The organism is Gluconacetobacter tumulicola, assembly GCF_014174215.1.
Classification (GTDB): Bacteria; Pseudomonadota; Alphaproteobacteria; order Acetobacterales; family Acetobacteraceae; genus Gluconacetobacter; species Gluconacetobacter tumulicola.
Window position 1 is genome coordinate 299,387 of sequence record NZ_JABEQL010000001.1, and the last position, 23,215, is coordinate 322,601.

Genomic DNA, 23,215 nt, shown 5'->3' on the forward strand with positions numbered 1-23,215 from the left:
GGCAATCACATGGCTGAATTCGCCTACACCGCCGTCGATGCCCAGGGCACGCTGATCCGCGGCACATTGGAGGCCGAGACCGAAGATGCGGTCCTGACGGCGCTGCGCCGCCAGGGCCATATCCCGATGCGGATCGGCGCGCCGCCGCCCTTCGCCCCGACACGGGCGCTCGGCGGCCTGGCGGGCACGCTGCGCCGCCCTGGCCTGCGCCGCGCCGAACTGGCCGCCATCACGCGTGAACTGGCGGTCATGCTGGGGGCCGGGCAGGATATCGACCGCGCCCTGCGCTTCCTGGCCGAGACCACGCCCCGCGCGCGGGTGCGCGCCGTGCTGGACGGCGTCCGCACGATGGTGCGCGACGGCCGCGCGCTGCACGTGGCCATGGGGCGTTATCCCGGCAGTTTCCCGCGCCTGTATCTCGGCATGGTCCGCGCGGCGGAAGCCACCGGCGATCTCGCACCGACCATGGACCGGCTGGCGGTGCTGCTGGAACGCGAACGGGCCCTGACCGCGACGGTGCAGTCGGCGATGATCTATCCCGCCATCCTGACGCTGGCGGCCATCGGGTCGATCACCCTGCTGCTCACCACCGTCCTGCCCCAGTTCACGCCCCTGTTCGCCCAGAACGGGGTCGCATTGCCAGCCTCGACCCAATTCCTGATCGGGGCCGGCGCCTGGCTGGGCCATTATGGGCTGGCCGTGCCGCTGGTCCTGCTGGCGCTGGTTCTGCTGGGCCGCGCCCTGCTGCGCCGCCCCCCCATCCGGCTGATGGTGGATCGCCGGCTGCTGGCCCTGCCGGTCGTGGGCGCGCTGATCGGCGAAATCCTCGCCGCCCGCTTCGCCCGCATCCTGGGCACGCTGCTGGAAAACGGCGTACCGATCCTGACGGCACTGGCGATCGTGCGCGAGGCGACCACCAATCGCGCCGCCGTCGCCGCGATCGACGCGGCGACGCAGAGCGCCAAGGCCGGCTACGGGCTGGCCGCAACGCTGGACGGCGCGTCGGTCTTCCCGCGCCGCATGATCCACCTGCTGCGGCTGGGCGAAGAAACGGCACAGCTCGGGCCGATGGCACTGCGCGCCGCCGACATTCACGAGGACCAGGCCCGCATCGCCATCCAGCGCCTGGTGGCGCTGCTGGTGCCGGCGATCACCATCATTATGGGGCTACTGGTCGCCGGGATCGTTTCCTCGCTGCTGCTGGCGATGCTGAGCCTGAACGACCTTGCACAATAGACGCCCCGCCCGCCCCGGCGAGGGCGGCTTCACCCTGATCGAAATGATCGTGGTCGTCCTGATCCTGAGCCTGGTCGGCGCGATCATGGTCGGACGCGGGCCGTTTCATTCCGTCACGCTGGATCTGCACGGCGCGGCGCGGCAGGTCGCGTCGGCAATGCGCGAAGCCCGGATGCAGGCCATCTATTCCGGCACCACGCTGCTCTTCACGCTCGACGCGGCGCACCGGGATTACGGGCTGCAACCCGGCTCCCGCCACACCCTGCCGGCGGGCGTGTCGATCGCGGGGCCGGCGCGCTTCCTCTTCTATCCCGACGGCAGCGCGGCCGGCCCCACAGCCGCGCTGGCCGAAGGCGGGCGGCATGTCATCCTGCGCGTCAACTGGCTGACCGGCGCCGTCGGCGTGGAGGGTCCATGACCCCACCACGCCCACCCACCCCACAGGACGGCTTTACTCTGATCGAAGTCCTGGTCGCCTTCGTCATCGTGATCCTGGCGCTGACGGTCGCCTATCGCGGCATGCTGGACGGCGTCGCCGCCACGCAACTCTCCAACCGCACGCAGGATGCCCTTTCCCGCGCCCAATCGCATCTGGCAGCCGTCGGCCAAGGCATGCGGATCGGTCCGCTGGAACAGGATGGCGACGACGGCAGCGCCCTGCACTGGCACGTCCGGATCGTGCCCGCACAGGCGGCTGCCGGCACCTCATCCGGCCTCGTGCTGTACCGGGTGCAGGTCACCGAATCCTGGCCCGACCCATCCGCCGCATCAGGCCGGCGGTCCGTGGAACTGCGCACCCTCCGCCTGGGCACGCGCGAGGCAGTTCCATGACCCGCAAATGTCACAGGCAGGCAGGCTTCACCCTGCTGGAAATCCTGATCGCACTGGTGGTGTTCTCGCTGGTGCTTCTGGTCCTGCAACAGGGATTCCAGACGGCGACGATGCTGTTCGAACGCCAGCACGGCATGCTGGCGTCGCAGGCCGAACTGGGCGCCGTCGATCGCCTGCTGCGCGGATTGATCACGCGCGCCGATCCCGGAGCGGGCCGGCAAGGGCCCCTCTTCGTCGGACAGGCGCACGGGCTGGTGCTGCGCGGCACGCTGCCGATGGCACTGGGCAACCAGCCAGACGCCCAGGCGGACATCCGCCTGTCAGTCGATACAAGGCACCGCCTGCTGCTGATCTGGATTCCCTACCGGCACGTCATCGAACCCGCAGCAGGCGAACGGCAGCAAACGCTGCTGACAAACGTTACGGACCTGGACTGCTCCTATTTCTCGAACGGACACTGGAATACGACATGGGACGGCGACCACCTGCCGGCGCTGGTGCGCATCCGCATCCGCTTCCCCGACGGCGATCCCCGGCACTGGCCGGACATCGTCGCTTCCCCCCTGCTGGACCCGATGCCGTGATAGGAGCCAACATCATGAAGCGCACCTCATGATTGCCAGGCTCCTGTTCGCCTGGTGGTGGCGACAGATCAGCAGCCTGATCCCGGAACGGGTGCGGCTGGCACGGCTCCCGTCGCCTCCCCGGCTGGTCGCCGCATGGAACGGGCAATCGCTTTCCCTGTCGCTGGAACGGCAAGGTCATTCCACGCCATTGGGCACGCTCGGCCTGTCCGAAGCCACCGATGCCGAAACACATGCCGCCTGCCAGGCCATGCAGGCAGGCCGGCATCGCCCGACCGAAACGATCCTGCTCCTGTCACCCGGCATGGTGATGCAGCGCGAGGTGACCTTGCCCGCCGCGACCGAGACCGACCTGGATGGAACCCTGGCCTATGAGATGGACCGGCTGACCCCCTTTTCCGCCGATGCGCTCTTCTACAGCCACACCATCATCCGGCGGGACACCGCGTTGAATCAGGTGCGCATCCTGCTGTCGCTCGTACTCCGGGCATCCATCGCTTCCCCCCTGGGGATGCTCGCGTCGCTCGGCATCCAGCCGGACCGGCTGGAAGACGCCACCCGGTCGGTTCCCATCCCGCTGAAGACGGACCGGTCGCCCTGGCGCAGCCTGAAGGACACCCGCATCCTGGTGGCGGCCGGTGCCACCCTGCTGCCCGCACTGGTGGTGGCGCTTCTGTTCTGGCGCCAGGCCACCGAACAGGCGGCACTGTCGGCGCGGATCGCGGCGCTGCGCCCGGCCGCCCTGCAGGCGGCCATGCTGCGCCGCGAGGCCGAAGATCGCCAGGCCGGCGAGACCGTCATCGCCGCGACGCGCCGGCAATGGGGCGACCCGATGGCGGTACTGGCGGCAACCACGCAGATGCTGCCCGACAACAGCTTCCTGACCGATCTGAGCCTCCGCCAGGGACAATTGATCATCAGCGGCCAGTCGCCCGAGGCGACGGGGCTGATCCAGGTGCTGAGCCGGACGCCGCTTTTCCGCAATCCCGCCTTCGTCGCCCCGGTCACGCGCGTGACGGGGCAGAATGCCAGCGTGTTTTCCATTCGCGTCGATGTCGGCCACTGAGCGGAAAAAACATGAATCACGGGACAACATCCTTGCTGACATGGGTACGCACCCTCCCCGAAGGGCGGCGGGGGCAGGCACTGGCATTGGGCATGCTGGCGGTCGCGCTGGGGCTGGCATGGCTTCTGGTGCTGGGACCGGTCTGGAACCTCCATGCCGACCGCGCACAGGGGCTGGAACTGCAACGCGCCACCCTCGCCCGCATGGAACGGCTGGCCACCGCCCTGCCGGCACTGCGCCAGGCGGCCACCACCTCAGCGCCCGGCCCGTCGCAATTGATCGACGGCACCACCGACGCCGTCGCAAGCGCCAATTTGCAGGACATCCTGCAAAAGCTCGCCAGCACGACGGGGACCGAGATCACGAGTGCCGAAAACGTGGCCCCGGCAATCGCCGGGCGCTACCGGCGGATCGGGCTGCATGTCGTGGTCACCGCGCCGTTTCCGCCCCTCATCCAGTTGCTTGCCCGGCTGGAGCAATCCGCCCCCGCGATCGTGATCGACGGGCTGCATCTGCATGGCGCCGATGCGGACGGCGGCTCGGCCGCCGCCATGGATTGCGACATGGTGGTTCATGCGTTCCGGCGCACGGACGGCACGCCGGCGCGGAAGGACGCACCATGATCCGCACCGCATCCCGACCGCGCCGAGCCCCCGCCGCCTGCCTGGCGGCGCTGATGCTCGGCGCCTGCGCGGCACGGGCCCTCGCCGCCCCGCCTCCGCAGAAGGCACAGAACCCCCCGGATACCACGCAGATCGACTCATGGCGGCAGACGATCCTGGCGCGCCCCCTGTTCAACCCGACCCGCCGCCCGGCCGAAACCCAGGCGACGGAAGACAGCCTCCCCCGCCTGGCGGGCATCGTCGTCAGCCATGGCAGGCGGCACGCCATCTTCATGATCCCGGGACAGGCGCGCGGCCGAATCGCCGATGTCGGCGACGTCGTCGGCCCATGGCGGGTCCTCGCGATCGAGAACGGTACGATCCGGGTTCGCGGCGCGACGGGCGAACAGGCCATGCGCCCGGACCGCGATCGCCGCACCGACAGCGGGACGCACGGTAACGCGTCCATATCCACCCCACCCCACACCAGCCCTGAAGACCAATGACAAGGCCCTACACGATGAATATCCTGCTCCGCTCCCTGGCAGGCATGACAACGCGTCGCCGCCTGCCCGAGGGCACGATGCCTCGTCATGCCCCTTCCCTCTGCACCGGCCTGGCCCTCTGCCTGTCAGTAGCGGGGTGCGACAACGGGCCGCCACGGGTCAAACCCCTCTCCGGCGCACTGCCACTGGCCTCTCCGGCTCCCGAGGGCGCCCAGGGGCGGATCGGCACGACCGATGTGTCCGGGCAGGTGCAGTATAGTTACGGCCGCAACACCCTGCCGTCCCTGCGCTCCTCGGGCATCGCGGCCGGCGAAGGACAGATTTCCCTCAACTTCGCCGATACCGACATACGCGATGCCGTGGCGCAGATCCTGACCGATATCCTGCATGTGAACTACGCGATCGACCCGGCGGTGCATGGGACGGTGACGCTGCATACCTCCGCCCCGCTGACGAACGCGCAGGTACTGCCGGCCTTGCAGATGCTCCTGGCCCAGGTCCAGGCCGTGCTGCTGCACAGCGACGGGCTGTACCGCATCGTCCCCGCCCAGGGTCAACCCGGCGGTCTGCAGGGCGGCGGTTCCCCGGCCGGCATGGCCGGAATGGCCGACAACCCCGCGCTGGGCGGCAACATGATGGTCCCGCTGCGCTACGCCGAGGCTGCCAGCCTGACACGCGCCCTTCAGCCATTCGTGCAGTCCGGCGCGCACCTCACGCCGGTCGACAGCGGCAACGCGGTGATCGTCAGCGGCGACCCGGCGGCACGCAACGCCCTGGTCGAGGTGATCCACGCATTCGACGTCGACTGGCTCAGCAGCCAATCCTATGCGCTTCTTCCGGTCGATTCCGGCAATGCCAAGGACATGGCGTCGGCCCTGCAGACGGCATTGCACGGCAGCGGCGGCTCCCTGGCGCAAATCGTGCAGGTTCTGCCCCTCACCCGCGTCAACGCCGTGCTGATCGTGGCACGCAATACACGCTATATCGACGACGCACGCCGCCTGTTCGCACTGATCGAACGCAACCGCCGCGCCACCATCCGCTCCTGGCACATTTTCTACGTGCAGAATTCCAACGTGAACGACGTCACCTACACGCTGCAACAGGCCTTCACCCCGGACAATGTGACGGCCCTGCCGCCCGGCACCACACCGGGCACGACCTCACAACTCACCCAGACCAGCTTCACCGGCGGCATGGGCAACGCCATGAGCAATCTGGGCGGTGGCGCCACGGGTGGCACCACCGGCGGCCTGGGCGGACTGGGTGGCAATGCAGGCACGACCGGCGGCCTGGGCACCAACAGTGCGACCGGCACCCAGACAGGAGCCCCGGCAGGAACCCAGGGGGCGACAGGCACGGGCCAGCAGCAGGCCGCGTCCTTCAACAATCCCCTGCTGGGCGGACTGGACAATTCCGCAAGCAGCGAGTCCTCCCGCACGCAGGGCATGCGGATCATCTCCAACGGCCAGCATAACGCGATCCTCGTCTACGCCACCGACCAGGAGAGCGACAATGTGGAACTGATGCTGAACCGCATCGACGTCATGCCGCTCCAGGTCCGCATCGACGCCGTGGTCGCCGAGGTCCAGCTCAACGACGCGCTCCAATACGGCACGCAGTTCTTCTTCAAATCCGGCGGCATCAATGGCGTGCTCAGCACCAACAGCCAGACGATCACCACCGGCACGCTGGCGACCGCCGCATTCAGCCACACCCTGCCAGGTTTCATCATCGGCGGCGCCAGCGGCGGCGGCGCACCGTTCGCCATCGACGCGCTGCAGAACGTCACCACCGTGCATGTCCTGTCCTCGCCGCAACTGATGGTCCAGGACAATCACCCGGCCCGGTTGCAGGTCGGGCAATTGGTGCCGGTCCAGATCGGATCGCAGTCCAGCACCATCGGCACGTCGATCTACAACCAGTTCACCTACCAGCCGACCGGCGTGATCATGGAAGTCACGCCCCATGTCAGCCATGCCGGCCTGGTCACGCTGGACATCGCGCAGGAGGTCAGCTCGGTCAGCAGCACCTCGGCGGTAACGACCACCAGTACCACCACCAACCCCACCTTCAACGACCGCTCGGTCAGTTCGCGCGTCGTGGTGCAGGACGGGCAGACGGTTGGGCTGGCCGGGCTGATCACCGAGAATTCCAGCCGCGCCAACAGCGGCATCCCCTGGCTGAAGAACATCCCCGTTCTGGGCTTCCTGGCCGGCAACCAGAACAACAACCGCCAGCGCACCGAACTGCTCATCCTGATCACCCCCCACGTCATCCATGACGAGCGCGATGCGGTCAGCCTGATGGAAGATCTGCGCGACACCCATCCGAATGCCGCAAACGTGCCCGATGAACTGACGCCCATGCACACGACCGGCAGCGCCGACCCCCTGCGGCCGCTGCGACGGGGGGTGGGGCTGGACCGGTGACATGCCGCGCCCCGACATCGGCCACGCGCGACCGCCAGGGCGGCTTCGCCCTGCTGATCGTGCTGTGGACGCTGGTGGGGCTGTCGCTGCTCGTCTCCATCGTCATCGCCACAGCCGACGCCGAATTGCGCGGAATCCGGGCGCTGCGTAGCGCAACCCAGATGCAGGAGGAAGCGGACGGCGCAATCTGGCAGGCGATTTTTCACGCCCTGGACCGATCCCCGGCGCGTTGGGCGATGGACGGCCGCGCCTATGTCACGCACATGGACGGCCTGACCCTGACCACGCGACTACGCAGCGAAGCCGGCCTGATCAACCCCAATAGCGCACCCCGCTCCCTGCTGGCCGCCCTGATGGAACAATGCGGCGCGACCGCCGGCCAGGCGACCTCGGTCGCGGCCAACATGGTGGAATGGCGCAGCAGCGCACAGGGCAATGTCGCAGCCATGCGCGCCCGCTATCTGGCGGCAGGGCTGACATATCGTCCGCCGCAGGGCTCCTTCCAGACAGTCGGCGAGATCGGACTGGTCCTGGGCATGAATCCAGCCCTGCTGCGCGCCATGGCGCCGCATCTCTCCGTCATCCAGCCCAACGATCCGGATATCACGCAAGCCGACGCCACGGTGCGACAAGCCTTGCGGAAGGCAGGTGACGCCGTGCCCCCTCCGCCCTCCCGCAACGAGAACAGACCCAGCAGTTTCAGGGCCGAGATCATCGTCCAGGACGGCCAGGGCGGTCGGACGACCCGTCAGGCCACGGTCCTGCTGACCCCGACGCAACACCCCGGCACACCCCTGGCCGATATCGTGCATATCGTCCAATTGCAGTCAGGATCGTGAGCCGGAAAAACCGCCGGATTCTCAGATTTCATACTCGATGGCCGGCAGGCTCTGATCCATGGTCAGCGATGGCAGGCCCCTGTGCGGCGCACCGACGACCCGCGCCGGATTGCCCACGACGGTCGTGAACGGGGCAACGGGCTTGAGCACGATCGACCCGGCACCGACTTTCGCCCCCTCGCCGATCTCGATATTGCCCAGCACCTTGGCCCCGGTTCCGATCAGCGCCCCCCGCCGCACCTTGGGATGCCGGTCGCCGGCCTCCTTGCCGGTCCCACCCAGCGTGACGTTCTGCAACAGGGCGACATCATCCTCGATCACCGCGGTTTCGCCCACCACGATGCCGGTTCCGTGGTCGAACATGACCCGCTGCCCCAGTTGCGCGGCAGGATGAATATCCACGGCGAACATTTCCGACGCCCGACCCTGGATATAATGTGCCAGCGGGCGGCGGTTTTCCTGCCACAGCCAATGCGCGACCCGATAGGACTGGATCGCATGAAAACCCTTGAAGAACAGGAACGGGACCAGCAGCCCGCTGGCGGCCGGATCGCGCTCGCGGATCGACGCCAGATCGGCAACGGCCATATCGACCGCCTGCGGATGACCGATCTGGAAATCCCTGATCAATGCGAAGACACTTGCCTTGCGCATCAGATCGTTGCTGAGCTTGCGCGACAGTAGATAAGCCAGCGCGGTCGCTAAATCCGGCTGATCGAGAATGCTCGGCCGGGTCAGGTCCCGTAGAACCGGGTCACGGTGTGCCCGGGCTTCGCCCCGAATCAATTCCCACAGCCCGGCGGGCGAGACCGACGGGGCCACGGCACCGATCGCCGCCGCATCCACCCCGCCCCGTTCGAAATAGGCACGCAGGCTGGTGACGTCCGCGTCCATCCTCTGTTCCAGTCCCATCCCCGAAGACGAAAGGGATCGCGTCCGCCCGAGCGGGCGAACGCGATCCTCCGTTTTCGTCAATACCCCAGATCCGCACCCTGCGGTGCGGCGGCGGATGATTTCGCCTCGGCCTTTTCTGTCACCAGGGCCTCGGTCGTGATCAGCAGGCTGCCAACCGACGACGCATCCTGCAGCGCGGTGCGCACCACCTTGGTCGGATCGATAATGCCGGCCGCCACCAGATCCTTGTACTCACCGATCTGGGCATCGAAGCCGTAATGATAATCGTCGACCTCCAGCACCTTGCCGGCAACGACGGCTCCATCCTCGCCGGCATTCACCGCGATCTGGCGCAAGGGCGCCTGAAGGGCCTTGCGCACGATCTCTCCACCGATCCGCTGGTCTTCATTGTGGAACTGCAGCCGGGCCACGATCGATGCCGCGCGGGCCAGTGCCGTGCCACCACCCGGCACGATGCCCTCTTCCACCGCCGCGCGCGTCGCATTCAGCGCATCGTCCACCCGGTCCTTGCGCTCCTTCACCTCGATCTCGGTCGACCCACCGACCCGGATGATGGCCACCCCGCCCGCCAGCTTCGCCAGGCGCTCCTGCAATTTCTCGCGATCGTAATCGGATGACGTCTCCTCGATCTGCGCGCGGATCTGCGCGACCCGTCCCTTGATGGCTTCGGCGTCGCCCTCACCATCGACCAGCGTGGTACTGTCCTTGTCGATCACCACCCGGCGCGCCTGGCCCAGCTGGGCCAGCGTCACGGATTCCAGCTTGATGCCGAGATCTTCGCTGATGACTTCGCCACCCGTCAGGATCGCGATATCTTCCAGGATCGCTTTGCGCCGGTCGCCGAAGCCCGGCGCCTTGACGGCCGCGATCTTCAGCCCGCCGCGCAGCTTGTTGACCACCAGCGTCGCCAACGCCTCGCCTTCGACATCCTCGGCGATGATCAGCAGCGGACGACCGGACTTGACCACACTTTCCAGCAGCGGCAGCAGCGCCTGCAAGGACGACAGCTTCTTCTCATGGATCAGGATGTAAGGATTTTCCAGGTCCGCGATCAGCTTTTCCGTGTTGGTCACGAAATAGGGCGAGATATAACCCCGGTCGAACTGCAGCCCCTCGACCACGTCCAGCTCGGTCTCGAAACCCTTGGCCTCCTCGACGGTAATGACGCCGTCCTTGCCCACCTTCTGCACGGCGTCGGAGATGATCCGGCCGATCGCCGCCTCGCCATTGGCCGAAATGGTCGCAACCTGTGCGGTTTCCTCCTTCGTTGCGATCGGGCGGGTACGGGCACGCAGTTCCTCGATCACCGCGGCGGTGGCCTGGTCGATCCCCCGCTTGATATCCTGCGGGTTGAATCCCGCCGCCACCGATTTCAGCCCTTCCCGCACGATCGCCTGGGCCAGGACCGTCGCGGTGGTGGTACCGTCACCGGCCAGGTCATTGGTCTTGCTGGCGACCTCGCGCAGAAGCTGCGCGCCCAGATTCTCGAACCGATCCGCCAGTTCGATCTCCTTCGCGACCGATACACCATCCTTGGTGATGCGCGGCGCGCCGAAGCTCTTCTCGATCACGACATTACGGCCCTTGGGGCCCAAGGTGACCTTCACCGCGTCGGCAAGGATATCGATCCCCGCCAGAAGCCGCGCCCGGGCGTCACCCGCGAATTTGACGTCTTTCGTAGCCATGATGCTCTCCGAATGTCAGCGCGTGTCGGCAATAATGCCGAACAGGTCCGATTCCTTGACGATCAGAAGATCCTCACCGTCGATCTTCACTTCCGTACCCGACCATTTTCCGAACAGGACGCGATCGCCCTCATGGACGCCCGGCGGCACCACCTGTCCCCGCTCATCCCGCACGCCCGGTCCCACCGCCACAACGATGGCCTCGACCGGCTTTTCCTGCGCCGAATCCGGAATAATGATACCGCCCACCGTCCGTTCGGCAGGGGTGATACGCCGCAGGACCACCCGGTCATGCAGAGGACGAAATCCACTCATTGTCTCAAACCTTCCGACGATTTCAGAATTGCCGCGTTCGGATTACCGCGCCAGTGTCAGGCTGTCCGCGTGGGCGCGGCGGAACTGCCACAGGACCTGTCGCGTCAGTTCGTCCGGCTCAGCCAGGACACGGTTATGGAGAAGGCGCACGCTCTCATGCGCTGCGTAGAAGCGCCGCGTCTTGCGGTCAGCCTCCACAATCAGCGCCCCCAGAAACGTGCCTTCGATTTCGACGATCCGTGATTCAAACATTGCCTGCTGCCTTGTCGTTCCGCTTGCGCGGGTCCGCCGGCAGCATTCACCACCGGCGCGTTATCGGGCGGGCGGCGGCCCCATGTGGCCGGACCATCCCACGCTACATCGATTGCTGCGACACATTCGCGCACTCATGAGGGTCATCGGACTCCATACCCCGGATGATCACGCCATCATGCGATGGCGACAGACGGGACGATACAGGCTCTCCGGCATGCGTCAAGATTAAAACGTCATATGATCGTATTATTAATCATATTACGATTATCAACGTTATTAGTGCGTAGATCGTAACGTAAATCCATTCATATAATTGTTTTAATTATGTTTTTTTCATAGAACCCCCTTAAAGGTCCGGCTCGCACGGCGCGTTGCCTTACGGGTCAGGCCGGGATGCCTGCGCCAGACGCATCACGAACGCCGTCTATAATACCAATTTGCACGTTGAATGTTCCATATAACGATATAAGATCGTTATCGAGCGCCCCAGCAGAGCGGGGCCTGGTTGGAAGGGTACCAACATCATGAGCATTCATCTCGGCGACATCGCGCCTGATTTCGAGCAGGAGACGACCATCGGTCGCATCCGCTTCCATGAATGGCTGGGGGATTCATGGGGCATCCTGTTCAGCCACCCGAAGGATTTCACCCCTGTCTGCACCACCGAACTGGGGGCCGTCGCGAAACTCGCCCCGGAATGGGCGAAGCGCAACACCAAGGTCATCGGCCTGTCCGTCGATCCGGTCGGCAGTCATGCCGAGTGGGCAGCCGATATCGCCGACACCCAGGGGGCCACGGTCAATTTTCCGATCATCGCCGACGCCGACGGAAAAGTCGCGGCGCTCTACGACATGATCCACCCGGCAGCGGACCCCAAGGTCACCGTCCGGACGGTCTTCATCATCGACCCCGCAAAGAAGGTCCGGCTGACTTTGACCTACCCGCCCTCGGCCGGCCGCAATTTCAATGAGATCCTGCGCGTGCTGGACAGCCTGCAACTGACAGACCGCCACAAGGTGACAACGCCCGCCAACTGGCAGGAAGGCGACGACGTGATCATCGCCCCCTCGGTCAGCGACGAGCAGGCCCGCGCCCTCTTCCCCAATGGCTGGAAGACGCTGCGTCCCTATCTGCGTCTGGTTGCGCAGCCACGCTGAAAAGGAGAATTCACTATGGCGCTGTTCCCAGGATGGCAGGCCCCTGATTTCGCGGCGGAGACGAATGCGGGCCCGATTCATTTCCATACATGGCTGCAAGGAAGCTGGGGCATCGTCATCACGCATCCGGCCGATTACGATCTGGATAGCCTGCGCCGCGCCGTCGCATGGGCACTTGCGCGTACACAGCCCGTGCGGCTGCTCGGCCTGTCACCCCGGCGCGACAATGACAGCCCACATAGCCCGGGCTTCACGATGGTCACCCCACAGGATGCAAACCGCGTCGCCAGGGTCTGGCAGGGCGTTATGCAGGATATCGGCGATATCGTTCCGGCAACGCCAATGGCGGAACGTACGGTTTATGTGGTCGATCCCGATCTGACAATCCGCACCACGTTGTCCCACCCACCGGCACGCGGCAGGCATTTTACCGATATCATTCAGGCGACCGAAGCCCTCGGGCTTGAAGACATCCCCCTCCGCCCGATCCGGGCGGCCTGACTGGCGATTTCCTACGCTTCGCGGCGGGCGGCCTACAAGGCCGCTCCGATGCTCAAAAAGCACCGGCAGACGCGCGGCTAATGCCGCGCCTCACTCACCATCAGAGCTTTTGGAACAGCCTCTGGGAACCTGCCCCCGCAACGCGGGGGGCAGGATGCAGCCTCAGATGCTCAGAACTCCGCGCGGATTGATCCAAAGAACTGGCGCGGCGCGCCCAGCAGGAACGACTGGTAATCGCCTGAAAGCGGGAACCCGTTTTCTCCCATCGTCGCGACATAGAACTGGTTGGTCAGGTTGTAGATGTTGAAATCCAGTTGCAGGTTCTGCATGAAGCCGAGCGAATGGGCATATTTCCCCATATTGCCGAACTTGTATCCCATCCTGAAATTCGCAAGCCAGTAGGACGGAACCTTCGCGTCGCCCGTATAACTCAGATTGCGCTGCGACATGTAGGAGGCGTCGATGCTCGCATCGAATCCCCGATAGGCGTAGCTCAGGCTCGATTTGTACATCAGGCGGGGATAGGCGACAACCTGCGACCCCTTGGTGTAATAGGTGGTGCCCTGTGCCGTTACATTGTCGTCGTAGGTCGCATGGTTCCAGCTGATGCTGTTATAGAGCGAGAGACCGCGCGCCAGCCGCACGGTCAGGCCGGCATCGACGCCATTCATCGTAATATCGCCGACATTCAGCACCGTGGAGATCGGGTTCACGATGTTGCCGGACGTGATCTGCTGAAGACGATTGAAGAAATTCGTGTGATAGGCGTGCAGCGTCGCATCCATGAAATGGTCGGAGTAGCGATAGCCAACCGCATAGGCCCAGTCGCTTTCAGGCTTCAGGCTCGGGCGTGCGTAATCGAAAGCCGCCTGCGTCACCGCGAAGGGCGATGAAACGGTCTTGAACTGCCCCTGCGGATAGGCATGCACATTCTCCGCAACATCGAAGTAAAGCTCGTGATGCCTCAGGAAATGCCAGTCGCCGCTGATATGAGGCAGAAAGGCGCGCGCGGTCGTCAGCGTACCCGCCGCCGAAGCACCCGGGCCATAATAAGCCGTATTGTAATAGCCGTCGCCAGCGCGCGACGTATTGAGCAGCGACTTGAACCCGAAATGCAGGGCAACGTTCGGCAGCGGATTATAGGTATCCTGGACGAAGGCGGTAAAGGTGTTCGTGTTCGTGATCTGGCCAAAAAGCTGCATGAAGGGCGTCTTGTTCGAGAAATTGCCCAGAGGATTGATCGGCCTGCCCAGGATGACGCCATCGACTACGTTCGGCTGTGAATAGCCAAACATCGTCGAATTGAACTGGTTGTTTTCGTACCAGACGCCACCTTCGATATGGTTGTGGGCGACCTCGTACTGCACCGAGGACAGAGCGCCGAAACGCCGGATGCTCGGTTCCTTCACCTGCTCGAACATCGGCGCACCCGAAGGCGACGGATAGAACGGATTGGTCCAGTCATTATGCTGGTGTTCGCCGTGCCCATAGAATGTGGTCTTCCAGCGCACTCTGTCCGTCAGGCGAAAATCACCCGTCAGACCACCAAAGAAATCGGTCGAGGCCGAGGTGCTGTCATAATAGGCGGCGTCCGCTTTGTCGCTGATGCCGTTGAGGCGCGACGGATAATTGCCCCGCGCGGCCTCGATGGCGGCGATATAGCCACTCGCTTTGCCATTATAATAATTGTCGATATAGTTTCCGCCATTTTTCCAGATATCGAGCGAGTAATCCTGGTAGTTGAACTGGGCATACTGGCTGAAATCGAAGAAGGCGGAAATCTTGCTGTCGTCCCTGATCGGCTGGACAAATTTCGCATTCACCTGCTGGAAGAACTGGTTGCCACCCGCCTTCCATTTATCCGTGTCGTTACGCATATACGACACGTAGAATTTTGTGCCCGTGCGGTTCAACTCACCGCTGTCCAGGCGCACGAAGGTATGGAACAGCGCATTGCTGCCAAAGGTCTGGGCAACCGTGCCACCCGCCATCTTCTTCGGGTCGGAGGAATGGTACTCGATCGACCCGCCAAGATTGTTCGTACTGGCCACCGATTCGGCACCCGCGCCGGTCGAGACGTCCAGCCGGCCGACATTTTCCGAACTGATGGCCTGTATGGGGTTCAGGCCGTTATAGTTGCGATAGGCCAGCTCACCCAGCGGAATATCGTCCAGCGTCGTGCTGATCTGGTTCTGCAGGAATCCATGCATATAGATCTGGGTCGACCATGTATCGACCCCCTGCGGATCATCCGCCTGGAACATGACGCCGGGCTGCTGCGCCAGAACCTTCAGCGGATTGGTGCCCGGCACCGCCCGCGCAATAGCGGCGGACCCAACGGTGATCATCGTACCATGGGCGCGGCGCTGCGCAGAAATGGCGATATCCTCGCCCTGCGACGGTACCTGAAGCGCAGCCCGTGTCGCTGCAGCATGGGCCGTCCCGCCGACCTGTGCGACGGGAGGCACGGCAGGTGCCGCATTCGCCGGGGCCGGCATTGCAGCCTTTGCGGCCTTGGGCGCCTTCTTGTGATGCGGATCATGGACCGACGCGGCCTGTACCCCGTGACCGATCGTCAGAGCAGACACCGTGACGGTTGAAGAAAGAAGCATCGAGGCGAGGCGTGCACTGTTGTTTTTTGAAAGTCGTCGCATTCTGCTGAGGACTCCAGGATCGATGTTCGTGACGCAGATCAGTTACGGACCAGAATAATGTTACATTTTAGCAATGTTTTGTCAATCAGGAATATAGAAACGACAAAAACCGCAACGACCACCTCAATATTCTGTTTATATTGATTTAATTATCAGATACGGAGAGCCTCCTAGCATATGTTGACACATATGGCGGAAAAACTCCCATCCCCCGCCCACAAAGAACCAAACAATATTAGAGAGTATTACCCATGCTTCCCGCACTGGACACGAAATACCTTCTGATCGGCGCCAATTCATTTGATCATCACGCCAACATTATGAACCCGGAATGGCTCTGCTTCGTATCGTTACCAATGCCAGGTTAAGGGACCGGATGGCGCCATTCATGAACGGAAGCGACGCCCCTTATTTCGAATACGACATGACCCGTCATATGCAATGCAACCGGCAGCGGGCGACGGCACGTTCCTCTCCCGCTTCGATCCGGCCCGAACGGACTGGTCCCTTGCCTGATCACCCAATTGACGCCGGGTTGATCTCGGCGGGGCAACCGCCCCGCCCCATCCTACAGCGCTCGGCCCGCCGGAAAAGGGACCAGATCGTCGGCGGCTGGCTCCCTGAAGAGCGTATACCCATCGCGACCGGCCGCCTTGGTCGCATAAAGGGCTGTGTCGGCCCGGTGAATCAGTTCATCGGCAGTAATGCGATCCATACCGGTCATCACCGCACCGATACTGGCCGTCACCGATCGCGTGACTCCCGCAAAGCAATAGGGTGCGCGTAGCGCGCTGGAAATCATGACACACAGCGCATCGAGCTCCTCCGGCGAAAACCTGCCCGGAACGAACGCCGCAAATTCGTCGCCGCCAAAACGGCCGACACAACCTCCGCGCCACGTCACCAGTCCCCGCAGCCGGACGCTGAACGCCTTCAGGAATGCATCTCCCGCCTGGTGCCCCAGACTGTCATTGACCCCCTTGAAATCGTCGATATCGATGAAGAGAATCACTCCCGGCTGTTGCCATTCGACCACCGACTTCAAAATCGCCTCGAATTTCTGGCGATTCATGGTCGAGGTCAGCATGTCATGCGTCGCGGCATGTTCCAGATTGGCCTTCATCATCATCAGCCGGCGTGTATCACGCCGTTTTTCACCGACCGCATTGTTGATCGGCAGCACGACCAGCAGCAGCGAAAACAGGTAAGGCTGCATCATGCCTTCGCGCATCAGCGTGCCGTCCGGCGATAATCGGGCGATCGGCCCCAATCCACGCGCCGTCAGCGCCGAGGCAAAGGCAGAGACGAAGAAGACGGCCGTCAGGCTCCATGCGGGCCTGGCATGAAAGGCCAGCATCGCAAGGGCCGGGTAGAGGAACAGGAACAATGGTGAGCGCGTCCAGGCGAAGCTGAGGATCGTCAGCACGACACAGGACAGGAGCAAGGCCACGTTCTCTTTCTCGACCCGCCAGATGATCTGCCCCGGACGCGAGTAGCGAAGCAGATTCAGCACAGCGGGCGTGGCCAGCAGCAGCCCCAGCGCGTCGCAGAGAACCCATTGCATCCATTCGCCAATAGGCGGCGCGGCGTCTCCCAGAAACAAGTATTCGATCGCGACGCCGATCGCCGCCTCGGTAGCGGCCGACAGCAGCGCAATGACGGTAAACGCCGCGAAACGGCGCGGGCGCGTCAGATCGATCTTCGCCCCGCAGAAGCGGCGCGTCATGGGAGCAGCCAGCAGTACCTGTATGACATTCAGACTGCACGCCAAAAGGCTCTCGGGCGGCGACAGCGCACCGGCGAATCTGTTGATCCCGAAATTGACGGCCAGACAGGCGGCCAGAACCCCCATCGCCAGGCGGGGCCGCAAGGTCAGCAGCGCGACCAGCATCGCAGCGTTCGGTGGCCAGAAGGAGGAATAGCCGAATTCGTCCGTAAAGAAGAAACGAGAAATCAGGCAACTCGCACCAAAGACCGCAACAAGCATCGCGGCCGTTCCAATGCCTCGTCTGGTTTCTGCTGAACGATAAGGTCTCCAGCCCAACCCTGCCCCCTCGCGCAGCGCATCCAGTACAACCAGTACCCTGATAACCGCGAGAAATAAATGCCATTCAACACGGACTGCATGCAGCCTATCAATCGCCCCCCGTACGGCCGAAGAGGCTGGCACTCTTTTTTACCAAAATCAAAATATAAAGCGCACGCCGACACCCTTCACCCGCCGGATGCGAGGCAGGCTCCACATCTTTCAGAAGAACATTGGGCGATTCTTTATTACCCTCCACCGGGACACGAACGCCCCCAATCCATAAATATCACCTCATTTCTTTTGTTATATAAATTTTCAATACCTGTCCAGACGGCAGATAATCCGGCCGGACACTGACAAGCTGAATGGAAATATGGTCCGATACGCAAAACAAGACCCGCAAAGATCACGTAAGGCATGTATTTTTGCGTACCGGCGCCCACCGACGCACACAGAATCGTCATCAGGGCGCGTTGGCAATGCGGCTGTCAGACGGGCAGACCTGCCATGCTGCCGATGGCAGGGTCGGTGCGGCTGGGCCGTCCGGTCTCGCGATGACCGGCAAGCCGGATAATGCGCTGGTTTCCCTTGTCCAGTTCAACCGTCAGGTCGTACCAATGGTCGCTCCGGCCGATCTCGATCGTGACATCGACCGATCCCCACGGTGGCACCGTAACCTCCCACCGCCTATCCCCATAGACATCCACAACGACACCCCTGCGCGCAGCGCCAGCATCCTGGCCCAACCGCAGCACGACCGCGTCCAAAGAGGTCCCCGCCCGCAAGGCCACCGAAACGCCGGCACAGGCCGTAAAGCCCCGGTAGAAGCCGTTGGGCCCCTGCACCGTCACCACCCCGTCGACCGCGACGGCATGGCCGCCCCCAGCCCCAACCGTATAATGGCGCACGCCATGCCCGTCGCGCACCCGAAACACGGCCCCCTGCGTGCCGGCGCAGCCCAGCCGGAGCGTATCCCCCGCGTCCAGATCGGCATGCAGGTCATAAGGAAGGGGCCGGGCCGGCCGTTGCCCGTCTTCCTGACGGGGAAGAGACTGCCGGTCGGGGATCACCGGCGGCGGCAGACGGCACGAGGCCCGCGTCCGAACCAAATAGCCTGAGGTATCCGGCAGGGCCGCCGGCCACAGTGCATCCTTGCGCGTGAAGTCGAAGGCCGAGGTCAGGTCCCCGCAGATCGTGCGGCGCCACGGGGTGATGTTCGGCACCTCCACACCGAACCGCGCCTCAAGAAAGCGCAGAACCGAGGTATGATCGAAAATCTGCGAGTTGACCCAGCCGCCCGTGCTCCAGGGCGATATCAGAAGGGCCGGCACCCGTGGGCCGAGCCCGACCGGCACACCCTCATACACCTCGCCCGTCACCGGAACGGTGCCGCCCCCCTGAGCCGCCTCCAGCGCGGGAACCGGGGGCGGCACATGGTCGAAGAACCCGTCATTTTCGTCGTAGTTCAGGATGAAGACCGTCTTCGCCCAGATATCGGGATAGCGCACGAAAACGTCCATCAGGCGCGAGATCAGGACTTCGCCATAACCCGGCGGCGCGTCGGGATGCTCCGACAGGGCGGTGGGCGGCACGATCCACGATACCTGCGGCAAGCGGCCGCTCGCCACATCCCGTTCGAACGCCTCGACCAGATACCGGCCGTCCGAATTCTTCATGTTCGCGCGGCTGGACCCCGGAACAACGCGCCGCGCGCGCTGATATCGCCATGACCGCCGCTCCAGTTTCCGGAATGCGGCAAATGATGCCAGCGGATTGTCACCGAAATTATCATATTCTTGATAGACCCGCCACGAGACCCCGGCAGCCTGCAACCGTTCGGGATAGGTCATCCAACGGAATGGCGCGAACGATGCACGGTCATGCGCCATGTCGGCGGTCCAGTTGCCGTCATCGACATTCTCGATGGCCTGCCGACCCAGATTGCCCACCGCCAGACCATTGGTGCCCGTGAAGAAATAAAGCCGGTTCGGATTGGTGGGCCCGAAGATCGAGGCATGATAGGCGTCGCAGATCGTAAACGCGTCGGCCAGCGCGTAATAATAAGGGATCTCCGTTCGGGTGAAATGGCCCATCGTCATGGCCGTCTTGCGCGGCACCCAGTTATTCCAGTCATCCCATGCCGCCTGCGTTCCCTTCCAGCTATGATCGAGGCTGGCCAGACAGGCGCTGGAAGTATGGGCGGTATCGAGGCGAAACGGCAGCACCCGCCCGCCCTTTCCGTCCGGCTGGGCGAAGACGGAACTCCCATCCGGCAGGCGCTCGGCCCTGGGGTCGCCATAGCCGCGCACGCCGTTCAGACAGCCGAAATAATGATCGAACGACCGGTTCTCCTGCATCAGGATCACCACATGCGCCACATCCGCGATCGTGCCGGTCACACGATGCGGGGGAATGGCCAGGGCCCGGCGCAGATTGTCGGGCAACACACCCCCGGCCGCCAGCCCCGCGCTCCATTGCAGGAAGCGCCGGCGTCCGGGGGCGTTACGCATCGGGCCGGTCAGAAATGCTTGCGCAGCGTGAAGAACACCATGCGCGGTGCCCCTGCCTGCAGCGTGGCGAAGGTGTGCGTCGGGTCCGAGAACACGAACCCGTTGGTGCCGACCGACGCGACGTAACGCTTGTCGAACAGGTTACTCACGTTCACCTGGGCATCCACCCCACGCAGCAACCAGTTGCTGCTATGGAAGCGATAGCCCACATTCAGGTTGAACACATCGTTCGCCGGCACCCATGCATCATTCAGGTAGGTATAAGACCGCTTGTCCTGGAACTGCATGTTGATATTGCCCCAGATCGACCCGTCATCGTAGCCGATCTGCACATTCGCCAGGTTGCGCGGCATGCCCACCACATCCTTGCCCCGGGTGGCATAGATGGTCCCGCCACTATTGACGTTGTCGTCATATTTCGAGTCGTTGAAGGCATACGACGCATAGATCGACCAATTGGGGGCGAACTGGTAGTTGAAGGCCAGATCGACGCCGCGCGCCGTAACGCCGCCGACATTGGCCAGCGCCGACGCATTGCCCTGCACGCCCGTTCCCTGCGTGATGGTCAGCAGCCGGTTCTCGAACTCGACATAGTAGCCGGTGATCGATGCCTGGATATTATGGTCGTGATAGCGATAGCCGATCTCCTCGGAATAGGACATTTCCGGCTTGAGCTTGTTCCTGATCGCTTCATAGCCTGCAATCGTCGTGGCGAACGGGCTGGTCGCCCCGGTGTTCGAATTGTCGAACGCCGCCATGTTGCGCGCGAAATCGGCAAACACTTCATTATGCGCATTGACGCGGTAATTGGCCCCCACCTGCGGCAGAAAGCCGTTGCTCGCCTCGATCGAACCCGACGGATAGCCGTCAGGCCCCTTCACACCCAGGATATTGCTGCCGATCTGACGCGCATTATTGTCCGCAATCAGCGACCGGAAGCCATAATTCAGCTTCAGGGCGGGAGTGATCTGCCACGTATCCTGCAGATGAACCTGATAGGTCTTGGTATTGAACGCACCCTGCCACTGGGTGGCAAACCAGTTGTTCTTGTACCAGTAGGTGCTGCTCGGCGTTCCGTCCAGACCCAGCGGATAGAAGCGCCGCGCCTGTTCGAAATCGTTGTTCTCGAACCAGAACCCGCCTTCGATCGTGTGGTGGCCAGCCGTGTAAGTCAGGCCGCCGAGAAAGCCTTCGCGATGGATGTCATACTCGGTCGTCCGGACCGACAGCGGTGAGCCACCCAGCGCCGCCGGCGTCGCCTGATACGGCGTAGCCCACACGCCCTCGCCACTATTGGTATGGCCGTAGACCGTCGCGAACCCCTTGAGGCGGTCGGTCAGGTCGAAATCCAGCCGCCCGTAGCCCATCGCGTCCTGGCGCAAGCCGGCCGCGTTGTAATAGACGAAGTCCGGATAGCTGCCGTAATTGGTGTTGCCGATCCCGGCCGGATAGGCCGTGCCGTTCTGGTAGGCATAACCGATCTGCTTGGCCAGATTGTAATTGCCCGTAATATTGTCGACCCGGTATCCGTATTTCGCGATCGTTGCCAGAGACAGATCCTGATAGTCGTTCTCCTGTCGCAGCGACCAGTCGCCGAACAGGGTCAGTTTCACATGCTCCCCCAGCGGCTGGACGAATTTGGCATTGGCCTGCTGCTGGCGCTGGATGCCATCACCCTTCCACTTGTTGGCGTCCTGGTAATCGTAAGAGACATAAAACTTCCCGCCGCCCGGCAGCACCCCGCTATTGACCCGCATGAAGGTGCGCCAGGTGCCGGCCGAACCGACCGTTCCCGCCACATCCACACCGAATCTGTTGGTCGGGTCGATCGAGGTAAACTCCAGCGCGCCACCCAGATTGTTCGACGCGGCCACACCCACCGACCCCGCCCCCTGGGTCAACGTCGCGCGCCCGTTATTCTCGGTCTGGAGCGCCCGGCCGATCGACAGCCCGTTATCGTTGCCATAGGCCAGATTGCCCAGCGGCACCCCGTCCATCGTGAACCCCAGCCGGCTCTGGTCGAACCCGCGGATGATGATCTGCTGCGACCATTCGTAGGACCCAAGCGGGTCCGACGAGGTGAACATGACACCCGGCAGTTTCGAAAGCGCCTTGAAGGGGCTGGTACCCGGCACATATTGCTGGATCGCCAGATGCGACACGGTCTGCGTTTCGCGCGCGGCCCCCGCACCCAACACGACGATCGCCTCGTTCCCGCTCTCGGCATGCGCCGTCGGGGCCGCCACGACAGCGGGATGCGCCACCGCAACCGGCGCAACAGCTTCCGGCGCGGCCTGAGCCCGCACGGGAGCCGCCTGCGACGAAGGCTTGCGAACCTTGTGCTTGTGGCTTGCAGCGGCAGCAATTGCCCCGTGATGGATCATGGCAGCGGCAAGACAGGTCGTCACGAAAAGGGCCGCGCTCTTGTTCATATCGCTCCGTCCTGCTGGCTGTGCGTCACCATGACGCTGTTCCGGGCTTATGGCCGCCTTCATATGATTGGCGCCCGATCAGGTCTCGTTATGATTTTATGACAGTCGCTTCTTCCTGCCGCCAATTTATTTCTTTATCGTTACATTTTCATCCAATAACACCTCCCTGCCAAGAGAATCAAAGCCATTTGAGAAGAGATGACGAAACGAAACAAGATTTTGACGGATTCATTCCACGATTCGGCTGAAGCGCGGCCACTCCGGTCGTCCGGCCGATTTGTTGACTTCGTCAAGAAATCGGAGCAGGCGCATAGGCCGGCTTTAACGCGTCCGAAAGCACCCTGATGTCCGAGCTTGGAAAACGGTCGGATGGCCATCCTCTCGACCGGCCCGTCTGGCACGCCCTCACAGGCCGCCAGCACGATTTCGCCGTCGCGAAAGGCCACGCCGTGCGATTCGACCCAGCCTATGGCCCGTTCGCGGCCGCCATCGACGATTCCGGACTAGGCTCTGTTAGATCTTGTAGGTTATTCCTATATATGAGGAATGACTGAAAGCAATGCGACACAGATTTTCACCGACGAAGCGTGGGCGGTTTGGGAGCCACTGATCGAAGCGGTGCGTCCGCGGGGCAAGACGCCGCCGAAAGACCTGCGGCGGACGATA

19 protein-coding genes are annotated in these 23,215 nt (G+C 63.3%); 11 read left to right on the forward strand and 8 right to left on the reverse strand.

What is annotated here, in order from left to right; all coding sequences use genetic code 11:
• The first annotated feature begins 9 nt into the window (after positions 1-9).
• From HLH29_RS01305 to HLH29_RS01345, 9 genes are read left to right on the forward strand one after another with little or no spacing between them, the layout of a single operon-like run.
• Positions 10-1,236 (forward strand): type II secretion system F family protein, encoded by a 1,227-nt coding sequence (locus tag HLH29_RS01305; protein WP_182964183.1) that lies wholly within the window; start codon positions 10-12, stop codon positions 1,234-1,236.
• A complete protein-coding gene (locus HLH29_RS01310) occupies positions 1,226-1,654 on the forward strand; it encodes a GspH/FimT family pseudopilin (protein ID WP_246373564.1) in 429 nt (142 codons plus the stop codon). Before HLH29_RS01305 ends, HLH29_RS01310 begins: the two co-directional genes overlap by 11 nt.
• Entirely contained in the window at positions 1,651-2,067 is a 417-nt protein-coding gene (locus tag HLH29_RS01315) for a type IV pilus modification PilV family protein (protein WP_182964184.1), read from the forward strand. The genes HLH29_RS01310 and HLH29_RS01315 overlap by 4 nt, the downstream gene beginning before the upstream one ends.
• Entirely contained in the window at positions 2,064-2,651 is a 588-nt protein-coding gene (locus tag HLH29_RS01320) for a prepilin-type N-terminal cleavage/methylation domain-containing protein (RefSeq protein ID WP_182964185.1), read from the forward strand. Before HLH29_RS01315 ends, HLH29_RS01320 begins: the two co-directional genes overlap by 4 nt.
• Positions 2,652-2,679: 28 nt before the next feature.
• Entirely contained in the window at positions 2,680-3,717 is a 1,038-nt protein-coding gene (locus tag HLH29_RS01325; RefSeq protein ID WP_182964186.1) for a PilN domain-containing protein, read from the forward strand.
• Positions 3,718-3,728: 11 nt separating this feature from the next.
• Positions 3,729-4,340 carry a type II secretion system protein GspM gene (gspM, locus tag HLH29_RS01330; RefSeq protein ID WP_182964187.1) on the forward strand — a complete coding sequence of 204 codons (612 nt, stop codon included), beginning with the start codon at positions 3,729-3,731 and terminating at the stop codon, positions 4,338-4,340.
• Entirely contained in the window at positions 4,337-4,825 is a 489-nt protein-coding gene (locus HLH29_RS01335) for a general secretion pathway protein GspN (RefSeq protein WP_182964188.1), read from the forward strand. Before gspM ends, HLH29_RS01335 begins: the two co-directional genes overlap by 4 nt.
• A 14-nt stretch (positions 4,826-4,839) precedes the next feature.
• Positions 4,840-7,257, forward strand: a complete 2,418-nt coding sequence (gene gspD / locus HLH29_RS01340; RefSeq protein ID WP_246373566.1) for a type II secretion system secretin GspD — start codon at positions 4,840-4,842, stop codon at positions 7,255-7,257.
• Positions 7,254-8,096, forward strand: coding sequence for a type II secretion system protein GspK (locus HLH29_RS01345; protein ID WP_182964189.1), 843 nt, complete (start codon positions 7,254-7,256; stop codon positions 8,094-8,096). Before gspD ends, HLH29_RS01345 begins: the two co-directional genes overlap by 4 nt.
• 21 nt (positions 8,097-8,117) lie before the next feature.
• Here the strand turns inward: HLH29_RS01345 and cysE are convergent, their stop codons facing one another.
• The 4 genes from cysE to HLH29_RS01365 all read right to left on the reverse strand — a co-directional run bounded on the left by cysE (position 8,118) and on the right by HLH29_RS01365 (position 11,263).
• Positions 8,118-8,990 carry a serine O-acetyltransferase gene (gene cysE, locus HLH29_RS01350; protein WP_182964190.1) on the reverse strand — a complete coding sequence of 291 codons (873 nt, stop codon included), beginning with the start codon at positions 8,988-8,990 and terminating at the stop codon, positions 8,118-8,120.
• 77 nt (positions 8,991-9,067) lie between these two features.
• Complete coding sequence (groL, locus tag HLH29_RS01355) at positions 9,068-10,696, reverse strand: chaperonin GroEL (RefSeq protein ID WP_182964191.1); 1,629 nt, start codon at positions 10,694-10,696, stop codon at positions 9,068-9,070.
• Between the two features lie 15 nt (positions 10,697-10,711).
• Positions 10,712-11,011: a co-chaperone GroES gene (locus tag HLH29_RS01360; RefSeq protein ID WP_182964192.1), complete on the reverse strand. Its 300-nt coding sequence runs from the start codon at positions 11,009-11,011 to the stop codon at positions 10,712-10,714.
• A gap of 42 nt (positions 11,012-11,053) precedes the next feature.
• A complete protein-coding gene (locus tag HLH29_RS01365) occupies positions 11,054-11,263 on the reverse strand; it encodes a hypothetical protein (RefSeq protein WP_182964193.1) in 210 nt (69 codons plus the stop codon).
• 527 nt (positions 11,264-11,790) lie between these two features.
• On the opposite strand from HLH29_RS01365, the gene HLH29_RS01370 reads away from it, so the two are divergent.
• Both HLH29_RS01370 and HLH29_RS01375 read left to right on the forward strand, forming a co-directional pair.
• On the forward strand, positions 11,791-12,423 hold the full coding sequence (locus HLH29_RS01370) for a peroxiredoxin (RefSeq protein ID WP_182964194.1): 633 nt from the start codon (positions 11,791-11,793) through the stop codon (positions 12,421-12,423).
• A gap of 15 nt (positions 12,424-12,438) precedes the next feature.
• Complete coding sequence (locus HLH29_RS01375; protein ID WP_182964195.1) at positions 12,439-12,924, forward strand: thioredoxin domain-containing protein; 486 nt, start codon at positions 12,439-12,441, stop codon at positions 12,922-12,924.
• A 170-nt stretch (positions 12,925-13,094) separates the two neighbouring features.
• Here HLH29_RS01375 and HLH29_RS01380 read toward each other — a convergent pair whose 3' ends face one another.
• From HLH29_RS01380 to HLH29_RS01395, 4 genes are all read right to left on the reverse strand, one after another.
• Positions 13,095-15,536 (reverse strand): TonB-dependent receptor, encoded by a 2,442-nt coding sequence (locus HLH29_RS01380; RefSeq protein ID WP_246373568.1) that lies wholly within the window; start codon positions 15,534-15,536, stop codon positions 13,095-13,097.
• Between the two features lie 610 nt (positions 15,537-16,146).
• Positions 16,147-17,748 (reverse strand): diguanylate cyclase domain-containing protein, encoded by a 1,602-nt coding sequence (locus HLH29_RS01385; RefSeq protein WP_182964196.1) that lies wholly within the window; start codon positions 17,746-17,748, stop codon positions 16,147-16,149.
• A gap of 347 nt (positions 17,749-18,095) precedes the next feature.
• Positions 18,096-20,117: a phosphocholine-specific phospholipase C gene (locus HLH29_RS01390; protein ID WP_182964197.1), complete on the reverse strand. Its 2,022-nt coding sequence runs from the start codon at positions 20,115-20,117 to the stop codon at positions 18,096-18,098.
• Between the two features lie 8 nt (positions 20,118-20,125).
• Positions 20,126-22,549: a TonB-dependent receptor gene (locus HLH29_RS01395; protein WP_182964198.1), complete on the reverse strand. Its 2,424-nt coding sequence runs from the start codon at positions 22,547-22,549 to the stop codon at positions 20,126-20,128.
• Positions 22,550-23,215 lie beyond the last annotated feature (666 nt).